General features: G+C 52.6%; 14 protein-coding genes. All 14 read left to right on the top strand.

The window, feature by feature from the left end:
* Nucleotides 1-1,008 (top strand): tyrosine-protein kinase domain-containing protein (locus tag Q0K19_RS15280; protein WP_297249477.1); only part of this gene is annotated, 1,008 nt, incomplete at its 5' end.
* Nucleotides 1,009-1,131: 123 nt separating this feature from the next.
* Complete coding sequence (locus tag Q0K19_RS15275; protein ID WP_297249475.1) at nt 1,132-2,694, top strand: hypothetical protein; 1,563 nt, start codon at nt 1,132-1,134, stop codon at nt 2,692-2,694.
* A 43-nt stretch (nt 2,695-2,737) separates the two neighbouring features.
* Nucleotides 2,738-3,721 (top strand): glycosyltransferase, encoded by a 984-nt coding sequence (locus Q0K19_RS15270; protein WP_297249472.1) that lies wholly within the window; start codon nt 2,738-2,740, stop codon nt 3,719-3,721.
* A 333-nt stretch (nt 3,722-4,054) separates the two neighbouring features.
* Nucleotides 4,055-5,251, top strand: coding sequence for a glycosyltransferase (locus tag Q0K19_RS15265; protein WP_297249470.1), 1,197 nt, complete (start codon nt 4,055-4,057; stop codon nt 5,249-5,251).
* 143 nt (nt 5,252-5,394) lie between these two features.
* Complete coding sequence (locus Q0K19_RS15260; RefSeq protein ID WP_297249468.1) at nt 5,395-5,679, top strand: glycosyltransferase; 285 nt, start codon at nt 5,395-5,397, stop codon at nt 5,677-5,679.
* Nucleotides 5,627-6,397, top strand: a complete 771-nt coding sequence (locus Q0K19_RS15255; RefSeq protein ID WP_297249466.1) for a hypothetical protein — start codon at nt 5,627-5,629, stop codon at nt 6,395-6,397. Before Q0K19_RS15260 ends, Q0K19_RS15255 begins: the two co-directional genes overlap by 53 nt.
* Before the next feature lie 277 nt (nt 6,398-6,674).
* Nucleotides 6,675-7,676, top strand: coding sequence for a glycosyltransferase family 2 protein (locus Q0K19_RS15250; protein ID WP_297249464.1), 1,002 nt, complete (start codon nt 6,675-6,677; stop codon nt 7,674-7,676).
* Nucleotides 7,677-7,679: 3 nt separating this feature from the next.
* Nucleotides 7,680-8,945, top strand: coding sequence for an FAD-dependent oxidoreductase (locus Q0K19_RS15245; protein WP_297249462.1), 1,266 nt, complete (start codon nt 7,680-7,682; stop codon nt 8,943-8,945).
* Nucleotides 8,946-8,961: 16 nt separating this feature from the next.
* Nucleotides 8,962-10,233, top strand: a complete 1,272-nt coding sequence (locus Q0K19_RS15240) for a glycosyltransferase (RefSeq protein WP_297249460.1) — start codon at nt 8,962-8,964, stop codon at nt 10,231-10,233.
* A 134-nt stretch (nt 10,234-10,367) separates the two neighbouring features.
* Nucleotides 10,368-11,486 (top strand): glycosyltransferase family 1 protein, encoded by a 1,119-nt coding sequence (locus Q0K19_RS15235; RefSeq protein WP_297249458.1) that lies wholly within the window; start codon nt 10,368-10,370, stop codon nt 11,484-11,486.
* 99 nt (nt 11,487-11,585) lie between these two features.
* Nucleotides 11,586-12,314, top strand: coding sequence for a PIG-L deacetylase family protein (locus Q0K19_RS15230; RefSeq protein ID WP_297249456.1), 729 nt, complete (start codon nt 11,586-11,588; stop codon nt 12,312-12,314).
* Nucleotides 12,311-13,441: a hypothetical protein gene (locus Q0K19_RS15225; protein ID WP_297249454.1), complete on the top strand. Its 1,131-nt coding sequence runs from the start codon at nt 12,311-12,313 to the stop codon at nt 13,439-13,441. The genes Q0K19_RS15230 and Q0K19_RS15225 overlap by 4 nt, the downstream gene beginning before the upstream one ends.
* A complete protein-coding gene (locus Q0K19_RS15220; RefSeq protein ID WP_297249452.1) occupies nt 13,438-14,559 on the top strand; it encodes a glycosyltransferase family 4 protein in 1,122 nt (373 codons plus the stop codon). The genes Q0K19_RS15225 and Q0K19_RS15220 overlap by 4 nt, the downstream gene beginning before the upstream one ends.
* Nucleotides 14,560-15,010: 451 nt before the next feature.
* Nucleotides 15,011-15,642: hypothetical protein (locus Q0K19_RS15215; protein WP_297249450.1), on the top strand; the 632-nt coding region annotated here is incomplete at its 3' end.

The raw sequence follows: 15,642 nt of genomic DNA, 5'->3' as shown, positions 1-15,642 counted from the left end.
AAGGAGCAGCTCTACCTCTTCCTCCTGCAAAAGCGTGAGGAGAACGAGCTCTCGCAGGCCTTCACCGCCTATAACACACGGCTCATTACTCCGCCCACCGGCAGCGAAACGCCTACATCGCCTAAGAAGGCAATGATCCTGTTTATTGCTCTGCTCGCTGGACTGGCCCTGCCGACATTAGTCATCGTGGGCAGAGCCATGATGACCACTACTGTGCGTGGGCGTAAGGACTTGGAATACTTGGCCACTCCTTTTCTCGGTGAGATTCCCCAGCAGGGCAAACGGCGGCGTTTTTCAGGTAAACGGAGACAGGACGAATGGCATCCCGTTGTGGTCGAGGCGCGTAACCGCAATCTCGTCAACGAAGCTTTCCGTTCCGTGCGCACCAATTTGGAATTTATGGCCGGTGCCTCCGAAGGGGCAAAAGTGGTCATGATCACCTCTTTCAACCCCAGTTCGGGAAAGACCTTTGTGTCCATCAACATAGCTACCTGCATGGCCGTCAAAGGGAAAAAGACTGTTGTCGTCGATCTCGATTTGCGGCGCGCTTCACTCAGCCGCTACGCCGCCGAAGGACGTGTCGGAGTGACCGATTTCTTGGCTGGGCAGGACGTAGGACTGGACGATATCACCTGTCCCGAAAAGGAAGGACGCACCGGGCTGAGCATCATCCCCGTGGGTACGTTGCCGCCTAACCCCGCCGAGCTGCTTGCCTCCGAAAGACTCGGATTGCTTTTTGAACAGTTGCGTAGGCACTACGACTATGTATTCGTGGACTGTCCGCCCGTAGAGGTGGTGACAGACGCAGATCTCATCAGTCGGCATGTCGACATGACTCTGCTTGTGGTGCGTGCCGGACTGATGCATCGTGCCATGCTCCCGCAGGTGGACAAACTTTACGCTGGACACCGCTTCAAAAACATGGCCCTTGTGCTTAATGGAACCAACACCACGCAGGCCTCACGTTATGGCTACCAATACGGATACGGTAGGTATGCCGAGAAATAAGGTACAGCATCTGTCGTAGACGCAATGCCGGGGTGTGTCCACCATCACACCCCGGCGCTTCTCTGTCCAAGTGGGGTGGGGTGGAGAGAATGTCGCAGTGTATATAAAAAACAAGACACGAACATGGCAAACCAAGAGTCAAGGGTCAAAAAGTCCCTGCTTAATGCCCGCGTCAATCTAGTTTTTTACTTTCTGACGCTAGCTCTGTCTTTCTTTTCCCGAAAGATATTCTTGGACTCGCTGGGGGCAGACTTTGTGGGCTTGACCACCACGTTGCAAAACCTGCTTGGCTTCCTCAACTTGGCCGAGTTGGGCATCGGCAGCGCTATTGGTTATGTGCTCTATAAGCCCCTCTTCGAGCATGACGAAGGGAAAATCAACGAGATCATTTCTGTTTTTGGCTATCTTTATCGCTGGATCGGATTCATCATTCTCGGCGCCGGTCTCGTGCTTGGTGCCTTCCTTCCGCTCATCTTCCCTAACACAATGTTCGAGCTGGGCGTCATCTATTTCGCCTACTTCGCTTTTCTCACATCCTCTCTTATCGGTTACTTCATCAACTACCGCCAGACCCTCCTAGGTGCCGATCAAAAGGAATATGTAGTTAACGCCTATTTCCAGAGTGCGAACATCATTAAAGTTATTATCCAAATGACTTCTGCTTGGTACACTGGAAGCTACTACCTGTGGGTAGTTATAGAGCTCTCGTTCGGCATCCTTTATTCTGTCATCCTCAACTGGCGGATCAACAAAACCTACCCTTGGCTCCGTAGTGAAGTGAAACTCGGGAAAAAACTTTTCAAAAAATATCCCGAAGTGATGAAGTACACCAAGCAACTGTTCGTGCATAAGATCGGCACTTTCGCTCAATTCCAAATCACTCCGCTGCTCACCTATGCGTTCATTTCGTTAAAGATTGTGGCTCACTACGGAAACTACACCATCATTGTAGATAAGCTTAACATCTTTCTTAATACTTTTTTAGGAAGCACAGGTGCCGGGGTGGGCAATCCTATTGCCGAAGGAAACTCAGATAAGATATATCGGATATATTGGGAGCTGTTCGCTGTTCGTGTCTGGTTCAGTACTATCGTCGGATACGGACTGTTCCTGCTGCTTCCACCTTTCATTGCGCAATGGTTAGGAACAGAATATTTATTGCCTCAATCCGTGTTGGTGGTCATGATTGTAAATACAATGATTGGCATTACGCGTGGTGTTACCGACCAATTCATCTTTGGTCATGGCCTGTTTTATGACACGTGGGCTCCGCTTGCTGAAACCATAATTTATATTGTTACAGCTATTATAGGAGGGTATTTCTGGGGGCTTACAGGTATTCTTTTGGGCAGCACTATCAGCCTAGCTATCATCATTGGCGTGTGGAAGCCTTATTTCCTCTTTTCAAAAGGTTTCAAACGTCCAGTCACGGGCTATTGGAAAAATTTCTTAGTATTCTTCTTTTGGGCCGGCTTTGCCGCTTTGTGCACACATCTGCTCGTACACAGTATATTCACAGTAGAATATATCTACCATAATTGGTTCTCACTTATTATTACAGCTGTGGTGGCCATGTGCATTCTGGCAGTCTTTCTCTCCGGTATTCTGTTGGTTGGAACACAAGGCATGAGAGACCTGCTAAGAAGACTGACGAAGCATGGTTTTCGTAAGATTAAATTCAATTAAATTAAATTAAATCCAATCAGGGCCTTAGCTACTTTTTTATATTATGGCTGTACCGGAACTTAGCATTATTGTCCCCGTTTATAAAGTTGAGGACTATCTATCTGCCTGCATTGACAGTATTCTTAGTCAAACATTCACAGACTTCGAACTCATCCTCGTGGACGACGGCTCGCCCGACTGTTCCGGCGCCATCTGCGACGACTACGCCCGCCGCGACAGCCGCATCCGTGTCATTCATCAGGTGAATGCCGGCGTCAGTGCTGCTCGCAATGCCGGACTTGACGTGGCGCGTGGCGCATTCATCACCTTTGTGGATAGCGACGACATGCTCGGCACGCCCACCACGCTTGAAGAGAATATGCAAATTTTCTGTACCAAGCCTGGAGTCGACGTCGTCCAGTTTCCTCATCAATTAGATAATGGGCAAATACAGCCTCAGAAAGGGCTTAATACGTTTATCAAGTCTACTTATGAGTTAATACAGGCTTCTCAGCTTAATGGAACGGTTTATACGATGCCATGGGGCAGAATCATTAAAAGAAGTATTTGGGGAGAAATACGCTTTCCAGTAGAAATGGAGGTTTGCGAAGATTTGTGGGCACTCTTAGACCTCTTCAAAAAGTCTCCTCAGTATTATATATCGGCGACGGGGATTTATCATTATAGACAACGTGTATGCAGCGCATGGAGTAAAATGTCATCTAAGAAATGGGAAGACAGGCTTAGCGCTGTGATCAAACAATATGGCATTATTTGCGAACTCGGTAAAAATGAGCTTCAGACACTTCCCTATTATTTCGTTGCGCTGAAATACCTCTCAATTGCGTATTTTGAAGATAAAAACGTCAATACGAAGCCATTTGTCAAATACCTTTCTTCACACGAGCCTAGTTGGAGACTCTTACTTATGATTAGGAGGGGACAAGATAAATTAAAATTATATGTCATCAAATCCATCGGTCTCAGATGCTATTTGTGGGTGCACAAATACTTTAAACTTCTTCTTTTGTCCGTCTTGAAAAGATAACGATATTTTTAAGATGCCCTAATGACTTTTATCAAGTTCCTACGTACCGTACACGCCTCCTCTTCTCGCAACATCCATAGGAGGGAGCAAAAACAGTGTCAAACTTTTTATTATCAAATGATTGGTCTGAAAGCTTATGTTTGTCTATACACGAACTTCGTCCTATTCAGACAACATCGTGCCAAAAGCAGCATGTAGATGTGCATCGCCTGCTGGGACGTTTTGACAGAAAGAATAGAACGGCAACTTTGCCTCTCAGGTTTTTTACATACCCACGCCTGCACTGTGTCTACATTCTACGTTAGCGACTGAAAAACACAAAAGAAAAGCCACATGATTAGAAACATCGTATTTACATACATCACCCCCTTCCATCCAGAGAGGGGAGGGATTGGGCGCATGACCCACACACTTACATTAGAACTGCAACGCAGGGGATATCAAGTATACTACCTTATTTACGAGTGCTCAATCACGGTAAAGCACGTATATGACTATCCAGCGCCGCTCACCTACCTACCGTCAAAAGACTGTACGTCGAAAGAGAACATCCGGTTTTATCACCAATACCTACAAGACCACAAAATTGATGTGGTCATCAACCAGTCGGGAAATTTCAGCGACTCCGAACTATGGCTGAACACCGGAGACCCTTCCATCAAGGTGATTTCCGTTCTCCACTCAAGCCCGTGGGTAGCTTACAAACATTTATGGAGCAGCGACGTGCTGCCTCTGCGGAGCGAGCTATTTATCGAGAAGCTCAAACGAATTGCCCGCATTATGCTGTACCCACGGATAAAAAGGACTTTCAAGAAGCAACGCATCCACCATTTCCAGAAAACGCTCCCCATAACCGACATCGCTTGCATGCTTTCGCCTAATTATTACGACGAACTGGACGAAATATGCCCTGGTTACAGACATAAATACAGAGCTATCGCTAACCCCAATTCCTTTACAGAAGAAGAACTCTGCCGCACCGCACAGGAAAAGAAAAAAGTCATCCTTTTTGTGGGTTTATTCGGCCCCCCAAAAAGGGAAGACCGACTTGTCAAGCTTTGGACGAAACTTGGTCCGCTTTATCCCGACTGGACGCTCATCATGGTCGGGAAAGGCTCACCGAAGCGAGAAGCTTACCTTCACTACTTGGCAAGGAAAATCCCGAACATCCAATTTGCCGGATTCCAGTCCCCTTTGCCTTACTTTCAACAAGCGCGCATATTCTGCGTGACCAGCAACTACGAAGGATGGCCCATGGTTCTGACCGAAGCCATGCAATGCGGGACCGTCCCCATCGCGTTCAACAGTTTTGCAGCCGTTACGGACATCATCCACGACGGCATAGACGGAACGCTCGTGAAACCATTCGACATGAAACGGTATGAATGTCAACTCCGGACACTCATGGAGAATCCCGAAAAACTGCAAGCGATGTCAAACCAATGCCGGGAGAACGTCAAGCGCTTCTCCGTCGAAAGAATAACAGACCAATGGGAAGCTCTATTCCGCGAGCTTGCCACCAGCAATTGAGCATTTCCCTTGCTTCCAAAAGGCCTCTCCGCAGCGAGGAGAGTGCAGTTGTAGCTCCTCTATGCGCAACGCTACGCAAGTTGAGAACCTATTCCGACCATTCACTGTATAGGAAAGACTGTGAAGCCCTAAATTAGATATAGATGGACAAGCATTCCCCCACGCTCAGCATTATCGTTCCTGTTTACAACGTCGAGAACTACCTGTCCGCCTGCATCGAAAGCATACTCAGTCAGACGTTCACGGACTTCGAACTCATCCTCGTGGACGACGGCTCACCCGACCGCTCCGGCGCCATCTGCGATGACTACGCCCGCCGCGACAGCCGCATCCGCGTGGTCCACCAAACGAACCAAGGTCTATCCGAAGCCCGAAATGCCGGATTGGACATCATGGGGGGAGTACGTTTCATTTATCGATTCAGATGACTATATTAGCAGCGATTTATATGAAAAGAATATAGAAATCCTCCAAAAAGACAAAACAATAGACATCCTTCAATTCCCGATGGTCTTTGTCGAAGGTGAGCGGCAGACGCCGGCTGAGTTTCCTGAATTCGTGCCCGGTACGCACATGTGCGACAAAAAGGACTTCTTCCAGTTTTGGGGCAGCGGCGGCACCGGGGTACGCGGTTTTGTCTGGCAGAACATATACAGAAAGGAACTCTGGGACGGCCTCCGCTTTGAAAGGATGTATTTTGAAGATTGTGAAATACAAAGCCGCCTGCTCGAAAAAGTCCACCATGTGTACGTGTCCGGACACGGAGCCTACTACTACGTGCAACGCGAAGGTTCCATCCTGCACTCGCGAGGTTCGGCCCAGAAAAGCCAAGACGACTTCCGGTCCACTATTCCGTTCATCGAACGCATGGCCGCACACGGGGTTGAGCGCGCGCTGGTGGTGAAATGCTACCTGCTGACCGCGAACCGCCTGCTTGACAAGAGCTACCTCTTCACGGCCGCACCGTTCAAGGCTTCCTACGCGCGGCTGAACCGTATAGGCGTCAGTGTGGGCGAAATCCTCGCCTATAAAGGACTGCCGAAACACAAAATAAAAGTATTGTTCTGCCGCCTCATCGGTCTGGACAACTTCAACCGCCTGCAAGCCGCCATCACCAAAATCACAGGACGGCACGTGACCGCATGAACATCCCGCAACACCCCCACACAGCCAACCCCTGAAACCGCACGAGAAACAGTTAGGGCGACAAGACATCCTGTCGGCGTCCCCGTCCGCCCCGTCAAGGCGGCAGGTTCGCGAGGATGGCTGATCCACCCGTGGCCCAAACGGCAAAAAATACCCACCCAAAGTACTGCATGCTGTACGCTGGCCTCACGACGGGCGCCTCCTGCATGACTGTTTTTTTTGAGCAGCACCACTTCGAGTTCATTTCTTCTGTCCGAACAGAATAAACACCAACTGAATGAAAGAAACACAGAAACTCCTCACGGTGGCTATCCCCACGTACAACATGGAGCCGTATCTTCCCCGCTGCCTGGATAGCCTCATTCAAAACCCTGAAACAGCAAAACTGATAGAGGTTCTTGTCGTAAATGATGGTTCCAACGACCGTTCGCTCAGCATCGCACAAGATTACGCCTCGCGCACGTCGTGCATTTCAGTGGTCGACAAGCCCAATGGAGGCTGGGGCAGTGCTGTCAATCTGGCTATCAAACAAGCGAAAGGCAAGTATTTCAAAATTTTGGATGCCGACGACGATTTCGACCCACAGGCTTTTACGCTTTTTGTCGGACAACTCAAAACAGCCACAGCGGACATCGTGGCAACATCTACTGCTGACGTTTACGACGACCAACCTACAAAAATTACTCAATATCCGCCCGAACTGTGCGGTCGCGTGCACGACCTGAACGACTATTTGAGAGAGACCGGTTATCAAGGAGGCATACCTATGGCATGCATGTCTGTCAAAACAGCCTTGCTTCAACGTAACCATTTTGAAGTATGCGAACGGTATTATGCAGACATTGATTATCTCCTGAATGTCCTTTTTTATGCCCAAACTGTCGCCTTCTCCCGCGCAGTTGTGTATCGGTATTATCACGGTCGGGAGGGGCAAAGTACAAACGCCATGGGTTATGCTAGGCACATCGACGATTATTTACGTCTGGATATTCGGCTGGCCACATCGTATGAAGCGCATAAATATACTACCACCGACGAAATAAAAAGGACCTACTTGAAAAACAGTGTGGCGAGTATACAATTTGCCTATCAATTGCTGATGTCACCCTCGTTTAATATCTCTATCGCAGATGCAGAAAAGAAGTTGCGCGAGTTTGACGCCAAACTCAAGGCCACAAGCAAGTACATTTATAAAGCGGTGGGGAAAGTTCGCCGTCGAGGAATCCCTTTCATTTTAATCTGGCGATTGTTTCGCATCAACCTCTTTTCATTCAGATAAACCATGGATATTATTATCGGCGCCGGCGCAACAGGTCTGAGCTGCGCATCGTTTCTCGGCAAGGACTACCGCATTCTTGAAGCGGAAAGCGAAATTGGAGGATACTGTAAGACCATCAGGAAAGATGGTTTCGTATGGGATTACTCAGGACACTTCTTTCATTTCCGCAATCCAGCCATCGGCAGTTATGTCAAGCAATATATCCCGCGTCAAGCACTCCTTGACTGTCACAAACACACGCAAATAAAATACAAGGACAGGTATATTGACTACCCGTTCCAAAAGAACATACATCAACTCAACCAGCCGGAATTCATAGACTGCCTATACGATCTTTTCTGCAACCCTTATATTGAATACGAGAACTTTGAGGAGATGCTCTATTGTAAGTTCGGAAAAAGCATTGCACAGAAGTTCCTAATCCCATACAACGAGAAACTATATGCTTGCCCTTTGAATCGTCTCGATCCAGACGCGATGGGCCGTTTTTTCCCGTATGCCGACAAGACGGACATCATTGCCAATTTCAAAAAACACGACAACCAATCGTATAACGACACATTTACATACCCTTTGGGAGGGGCCATTGAATACATTCACTCGCTCTTACAACGCGTAGATTCTGCTTCCATTCAGACAAGTTGCCCTGTCAACCGCATCGATCCGGCTCGGAAAATCGTATTTACGCCCAAAGGCAATCTCACTTACGATCATCTCATCTCTACCATTCCTTTTCCCATTCTGCTTGACCTCTGCGGAATGAAATACGACCCAACTGTGTATTCTTGGAACAAGGTATTGGTTTTCAATCTCGGTTTCGACATAAAAGGCCCAGATGCGGTAAATCATTGGATCTATTTCCCTGATAAGGCTTTGAGTTTCTATCGTGTTGGGCACTACGACAATATATTCCAAACAGACCGGATGTCACTTTATGTCGAACTCGGTTTCGCCAAAGATGCCGATATTGATGTGGAAAAGTGGTTTACACGGGTATTGACGGACTTACAGACAGCAGGAGTGGTGAACACGCAAAAACTCATATCGTCCCATCACGTCATCATGGATCCGGCTTATGTACACATCACTCAACACTCTATATCAGACGTACAGAGAAAAAAAGAAGAACTTGCGTCTCTTGATATTTATTCAATAGGACGATATGGCAGTTGGACGTACTACTCTATTGAGGATGGCATTATAGAGGCTCTCGAACTGTGTCAATCGCTTTACGGAAAAACTGGCGCAGAACTAGTCGCAAACACTTAAAGATCTCATCCCACCGATGAAAGTCCTGCAAATTGCCTCGGGCGACTTCTTTTCCACCTATGGAGGCGGCCAAGTCTATGTGAAAAACATTGTCGACGAGATGCGCCGACAGGGGCGCGACGTGACGGTCGTCTCATTCCTGCCGGACGGCGAGGCGGTGCGGAAGGACTACCGCGGGGCCGACCTCTACGAAATGGGGCATGACGACCACGAAAGCCTCTTCCGATTGGTGGAGGAGATTGCGCCCGACGTCATCCACGCCCACAGCCACAAGGGGATGGCCGTGCAGATCGGTCGGGCGCTCGGCATCCCCGTGGTCATCACTTCGCACCACGGCGGTATCGTCTGTCCGGCGGGAACGCTCTTGGACTGCCGCGACCGCATCTGCACTACCACCGCGAGCCACCGCCACTGCCTGCGCTGCGTGCTCCGTAACACTCGAGGGGGCCTCGCGGTCTATCCTTTGATGCGCCTGCTGCCGCGCCGGGTCTACTTATCTCTGGGACGCTGGCTGGATCGCCTGCCGTTCATTCTGTTCGTCACCCCCATCGGCGGGGTGGCGCGCCACATAGCCGCAAAGGCCGAAGAGTGGCGCACTATCACGACGGGGTGCACCCGCATGATTGCTCCCTGCCGCCGGCTGGCCGAAGCCATGACCGCAAACGGGCTGCCGAAGGGAAAGGTCATCATCCTGCCTCACGGAATCCCCTTGCCCAAGGCCGTCCCCCACTTTCCGCCCGTGACCGAAGGCGGTGTGCGCTTCTTCTACGTGGGCCGTATCAGTTACGTCAAAGGGCTCCACACACTGCTCGAAGCTTTCCATCGCCTCGATGCGCCCCGGGCCGAACTCCATCTCATCGGCGGCGCGGCCACCAAGAGCGAGCGCCGCTACGAGACTCGCCTGCGCCGCCGCTACGGGGCCGATGAGCGCATCGTGTGGCACGGCAAAGTGCGTCCCGAAGAAGTTTACAAAATGACAGAAAACTTCCACGTTTCTTCTTCTGCTGCTTTTCTCGAAGCTTTCGGTTTGAACATTTCTGAAGCGCTTGCCTTGGGGAAACCCGTATTGGCCACGCGCAACGGTGGCGCCGAAATGCAGATTGAAGACGGCGTGAATGGTTGGCTCGTCCCGTCGAACGACGCAGAGGCCATGCGTCAGAAGATGGACGAAATCGTACATACGCTCCACACCTTCGACACACGGCTGGCCACGCGCGCCGTCGTGCCTATCGACACCCACTGTCGCAAGCTCTGGGAGATATATGAGCAGACTCTCACTCTGTTATAAAGCACATATTTAAGACAGACTTGTCCGCGCCGGTGGCGGCGCCAAAATCACGGCCACGACGCCGGTTAAGCGCCTTTACCAGTGGCTGGCCATCCACTGCCCGTGGCTCTTCTGCAAGATAACCTAAACATTTTATGAGTAAAAAACGCATTCTGATTGACGCAGACCCCGTCGTTTATTATTTCGTATCAGGACGAGTAAGCGGTATCGGGCGCACCACGATGGAACTCATCCAAGCCTTGGACCGCCAGCCCGAACTGCCTTTCGAGGTGATGCTTTATTCACAAAACATGAAAGGTATCGGCGGGCGCAACCTGCGTACGCACTTCCCTTGCCGCCACGTCTACCTGCCCAACCGCACGCGGTGGAACAAGGCCTTGGCGCACTTCCCCGTCCGCGAAGCGCTCACACGCTACGACCTGATGCACATCACGCATAACTTCGAATACGTCCATCGTCCCGACCGCTGCATCGTCACCATTCACGATGCGCTGTTCTTCACCTTTCCCGAAAAGTTCTTGGGGCATGACTTTGCCCGCGAACACTATCCGCGTCTTGCGCGTCGCGCCCGAGCTGTTATCACATGCAGCGAAAACTCCAAACGGGAGATAGCGGAGAATATGGATGTCCCCGAGGAGCGTATCTTTGTGACCTATTGGGGCGTGGATCATGCACTTTTTCGTCCTCGGCAGGTCGGACCGTTGACGCTTACGAGCGGGCGGCCTTATTTCCTTTCCGTGTCGTGCGACGTAGGGCGCAAGAACACCATCTCCGTGCTCAATGCCTACGCGCAATTTGTGCGTCAGGAGCCCACGCACGACCTCGTCTTGGTATGGCGCAACGTGCCCGAGGAAATCCGGACTCGTTTCAGCGCCCCGGAGTTCCGTGGAAAAATCCACTTCGTCAGCGGGGTGAGCAATGACGACCTGTCTGCGCTCTACGCTGGCGCCACGGCTACGTTTTTCCCAAGCCGATACGAGGGATTCGGGTTGCCCGTGCTCGAATCGATGGCCTGCGGCACGCCCGTGGTCACCTGCCGGAACAGCTGCCTGCCCGAGGTGGGTGGCGATGCGGCGGTCTACGTGGACCCGGACGACGTCGACGCCATGGCCGGGTGGATGGTACGTTTTGAAAACGGGGAGGCCGGGCGCGACGAGTTGCACGGGCGGAGCTTGGCGCAAGCCGCCCGCTTCACGTGGGCCGAATGTGCCAGAAAGACGGCCGACGTTTATGCCCGGTGTCTGGGCCTCTAAGTCTTTGCATCTAATCACGCATGTTCTGTGTCCGGGCGTTGGGCTCGTTGGGCAGTCCGGCCGCAGAATGGCCAATAAACATTAATCCCATCTTTCTCCATGATTAAGGACTTCATCCGCACCGTGCGTGTGCGCGTCGTGCGGGCGATGGCCTCCCCGAGGCCGTGCCTCGACGTGTCGGGGCGGCGCGTTTTGATCGTGGCTCCCCATCCTGACGACGAGGTGTTCGGCTGTGCCGGACTGGTGCAGCAACTGGTTCAATCCGGAACGCAGGTCGATGTGGCAATTATGACCGGAGGAGGGAAAAGCCACGCCGCTTGTTGTGACCTCGACGAGGCCACGCTCATACGAAAGCGTCGGGAGTTGGCGCGCATGGCCGCCCAGATCGTTGGGCTGCCTGAGCCGCACCTTCACTTTCTCGACTACCCCGACGGGGGCATCCGTCTTGACCACCCGGAGACCGAGCGTCTCCGCGCCCTGCTCCGGGAGCTCCGCCCGGACGCCGTGTTCGTGCCCCACGCGGGCGAGGGGTGGCCGGACCACGTCGAGACGGGACGCATCGTCCGCCGCCTCGTCATGGACCGTGCCGACGTGGACGTGTATGCATACTGCGTGTGGTTCTGGTTCTATAACGTCTGGCGCATCGACTGGTCCTCGGCCCGCATGGTGCGCCTCACGCCCGAACAGCACCGCGCCAAGCTGAGCGCCATCCACACCTATGTCAGCGCCAAAGCGCCCTGTGGCCGCCCGTGGAGCGGCGTCCTGCCCCGCGTGTTCGTCTGGGCCAACACATGGAACCGCGAACTTTATTTTAAGACCAAGCGATGAGAGCTTTTCACGAACTGCCCCGGGCCGTCATCGTCGGCGACTCGACGTACAACACGCTCAGTGCCGTCCGCAGCCTGGGCGAGGCCCATATCAGCCAGGTGCTGATCTTGAAGTGTGAGGCCGACGTGTGCCATGTGGCCCGAAGCCGCTATCTCGGAAAGGGCCGCGTGTTCCGCATCGCGGCCATGGAGGAGTGCCTTCCCATACTGGAAAGGCTGAAAGGTAGCGGTTCGGAGCGCCCTACGCTTCTGTGCACTTTTGACGAAGCAGCCGTATTCATCGACCGACACGAGCCCGAGCTCGCCCCGTCATTCCGTACGCCCGCACGGGGGCGGCAGATCGGCCCTCTCTTCGACAAGGACGCACAGTGTCGCCTGGCTCTTGAATGCGGCCTACTCCCGCCCCGTTTTCAAGACTTCAACCGCAGCGACGGCGTGGAGGCCATCCGGATTCCGTACCCCCTCTTGCTGAAACCCCGTAACAGTACGCGTGGCGAGAAGAGCGACATCCACATCTGCCGCGACCGCGACGACCTCTGCCGGGCATTGCACGAAGAGAGCCATTGTGCCGATTTCGTTGTGCAGGAGTTCATCGACAAGGACTACGAGCTCGACTGCGTGGGCGTCCGGACCGAGCGGGAGACCTACATCCCCGGTGCCATCCGCAAGATCCGCCACTATCCGCCCCTTGTCGGGGCAGGGGCTTTCGGCCTGTTCACCCCGACGCGAGAGCTCGACATCGACACGGCGGCCGTGGCACGCTTTCTGGATCGGGCGGGCTACTTCGGGCCGTTCAGCGTGGAGTTCCTGCATCGGGGGAACAAGAACTACTTCATGGAGGTCAACTTCCGCAACGAAGGGCTGGCCTATGCGGCCACGGCTGCCGGGGCCAACCTGCACGCCCTCTACGTCGACCCCGCTTTCCACATCGCCCGCGACAAGGTTCGGCCCACTTATATGATGAACTATGCCCTCGACTATCTCTATGTGAAGTCTGGCGACGTGGCGCCGCTTGCTTGGTGGCACGATTTCTTCCGGACGCGTTGTTTCATCAACTTCAACCTCCGCGACCCGATGCCCACCGTCTGTCATTACCTCAGTAAAATCCGATCACGCCTCGCCCGATGAAAGTGCTCATCTGCATCCCTTGTTTGCTAACGGGCGGGACGGAAATACAGACGCTTAATCTTGTGCGTGCATTGGCGCAAGGCGGGCATGAATTGCTGACGGTGTGCTATTTTGAGTATGCCGACGGTATGGTGTCGCGTTTCCGTCAAGCCGGAAGCCGCGTTGAACTGCTCAGTCCCGACGGCTCACGCTCAGGAGGATGGCGGGGTATGGTTGCTCTCTTCGGAGGATTGCGGCGTGTGGTCAGGGCGTTCCGCCCCAACGTGGCCCACGTTCAGTACATGGCACCCGGTGCACAGCCCATCCTCATGCTGCGCCTGTTGGGCGTCAGGAACATCATTGCCACCACGCACACAGGCGCCGACATCTACCCCTCGCTGCGTCTGGTTCATTTCGTCGAACGCCACCTTGTGCGTGCTTTCACCTGCATCACTGAGCTGGCCGAGCGGTCATACTTCGGCACGTCGTGTCTTTACGACGAGCGTTATGTGTTGAAACGCCACAACCATTTCACCATCTACAATGCCCTTCCTTGGCCCCTGCCACCCGAGTCCACCCGCAACGCGCCGCGAGAGCCGTTTACCATTGGCGTGGTGAGCCGATTGGAAAGCATAAAAGGTATGGACCTCGTGTTGCCCGCCTTTGCCGCCGTGCATAAGGTACATCCCGAGACGCGCCTGCATGTCGTGGGCGACGGCACACTGCGCTCCACCATGCAGCAACAGGCACATGATCTTGGCTGTGCAGACGCTGTCGTATGGATGGGGCGGCAACCGCAGGATGCCCTGCCAGCGCTTTACGGACAGATGGACATCGTCTGGATGCCCTCGCGCAGCGAAGGCTTCGGGCTGACAGCTATCGAGGCTATGTCGTGCGGTTGCGTAGTGGTGGCCGCTCGCACGGGAGGCCTACCGGAGGTTGTACGAGACGGCGAAGTCGGCCTGCTTCACGACCCCGAATCGACAAGCTCACTGACAGAAAAAACAGTCAGCCTGATCGAAAATCCTGTCCGGCTGACTGAAATGTCCCACCGCGCCGTCCGTCATGTCGAGCGATTCAGTTTTGACCGCTACGCACGGTTGTTCAACAATCTATATCAGAAAATAGGAAAAGTATAACTTGCCGCCAGTTCCTTTCGGCGGTAGTTTTTCCTTTCAACGGTGTAGTAACCTCCCCAAACATAGAGGCCTATAATATGGCTTCCTTTTGCGTAAAATCGCAAAAAACATCTAAACGAGCAGCGAAGACGATTCACACCCCGGACGACGGAGAAATGGTTCAACGAACATAGTTTCATCATCATTCAGTATCACGACAAGCATCTTCATGATGCACATCGTCTTTACCTCACAGGTGAGAGGCTTTTGTAAATGACGTTTTACATTGATGCATCCGGGTTCAACACCCCACCTCTCAACTTTTTTATCCCAATAAAAACGTACCGCCACTCATGCTTTCGGTCATGCCACTTACCACACACTTTACTGTTCTATGATCGCACTCAATTATCTTTATTTCCTAATCATCTCTGTCCTTGGCTACAAGTGGCTGACGTCAAGCGGTGGCTACATGAAGTCGCCGCTCGACAAGACGCTGAGCATGCGTCTCGACGGGCCGGAAATGTTCTGGATATTGACTTTTTCTACGGGACTTCTGGCTTTTTCTGCCCCGGCAGGGCTGGATTTGATGGCCGTCCGCCTGTTGGTGATCGAATTGCTGTGCATCATGGGGCTATTCCTCGTGAAACGTCGCCCCGTGTGGAGTGCTGTCGCGGTGTTCTATTCCGTTTTCATTCTCTGGCTGGTCGTCGGATGTTTCTATTCGCCTGCACCAAGCTACGGCGTTCGCGTCATCATGAAATATGTTTACATCCTGCTTATCATGCTCTTCGCTTCTGCGGCTGTGCGCGATGCCGAGGTGTTTCTCAAATCCAGTATTGGCGCACGCACTGTGGGATGGATTTCGATCCTCGTTTTCTTCATTCCAGGGCTGAGCTATGCTGTGCCCGGCGTGTTCTGGTATGGTACGGCGGCTGCCATCAACTATATCTCGCTCTTCACCCTCTCATTGGCTCTGTTTTATTTCACGGATGAAAAGCGAAAGAACCTATGGTTCTGCCTCCTTTTTGCCCTGCCTTGTGTGTTGTGGGTGTTCCGCACGAGTATCATGGGGACAACATTGGCGTTAATGGTGTTCATGTT

The sequence above is a fragment of the uncultured Brachyspira sp. genome, from assembly GCF_944393015.1.
Lineage (GTDB): Bacteria > Spirochaetota > Brachyspiria > Brachyspirales > Brachyspiraceae > Brachyspira.
The sequence above is the reverse complement of the archived record's forward strand: the minus strand, read 5'-3'. Positions and strand labels throughout refer to the sequence as shown.

Excerpts from the sequence above, each read along its gene's own strand:
- Q0K19_RS15275 (WP_297249475.1), top strand. The coding sequence starts at position 1,132 with ATGGCAAACCAAGAGTCAAGGGTCAAAAAGTCCCTGCTTAATGCCCGC.
- Q0K19_RS15270 (WP_297249472.1), top strand. The coding sequence starts at position 2,738 with ATGGCTGTACCGGAACTTAGCATTATTGTCCCCGTTTATAAAGTTGAG.
- Q0K19_RS15265 (WP_297249470.1), top strand. The coding sequence starts at position 4,055 with ATGATTAGAAACATCGTATTTACATACATCACCCCCTTCCATCCAGAG.
- Q0K19_RS15260 (WP_297249468.1), top strand. The coding sequence starts at position 5,395 with ATGGACAAGCATTCCCCCACGCTCAGCATTATCGTTCCTGTTTACAAC.
- Q0K19_RS15255 (WP_297249466.1), top strand. The coding sequence starts at position 5,627 with ATGCCGGATTGGACATCATGGGGGGAGTACGTTTCATTTATCGATTCA.
- Q0K19_RS15250 (WP_297249464.1), top strand. The coding sequence starts at position 6,675 with ATGAAAGAAACACAGAAACTCCTCACGGTGGCTATCCCCACGTACAAC.
- Q0K19_RS15245 (WP_297249462.1), top strand. The coding sequence starts at position 7,680 with ATGGATATTATTATCGGCGCCGGCGCAACAGGTCTGAGCTGCGCATCG.
- Q0K19_RS15240 (WP_297249460.1), top strand. The coding sequence starts at position 8,962 with ATGAAAGTCCTGCAAATTGCCTCGGGCGACTTCTTTTCCACCTATGGA.
- Q0K19_RS15235 (WP_297249458.1), top strand. The coding sequence starts at position 10,368 with ATGAGTAAAAAACGCATTCTGATTGACGCAGACCCCGTCGTTTATTAT.
- Q0K19_RS15230 (WP_297249456.1), top strand. The coding sequence starts at position 11,586 with ATGATTAAGGACTTCATCCGCACCGTGCGTGTGCGCGTCGTGCGGGCG.
- Q0K19_RS15225 (WP_297249454.1), top strand. The coding sequence starts at position 12,311 with ATGAGAGCTTTTCACGAACTGCCCCGGGCCGTCATCGTCGGCGACTCG.
- Q0K19_RS15220 (WP_297249452.1), top strand. The coding sequence starts at position 13,438 with ATGAAAGTGCTCATCTGCATCCCTTGTTTGCTAACGGGCGGGACGGAA.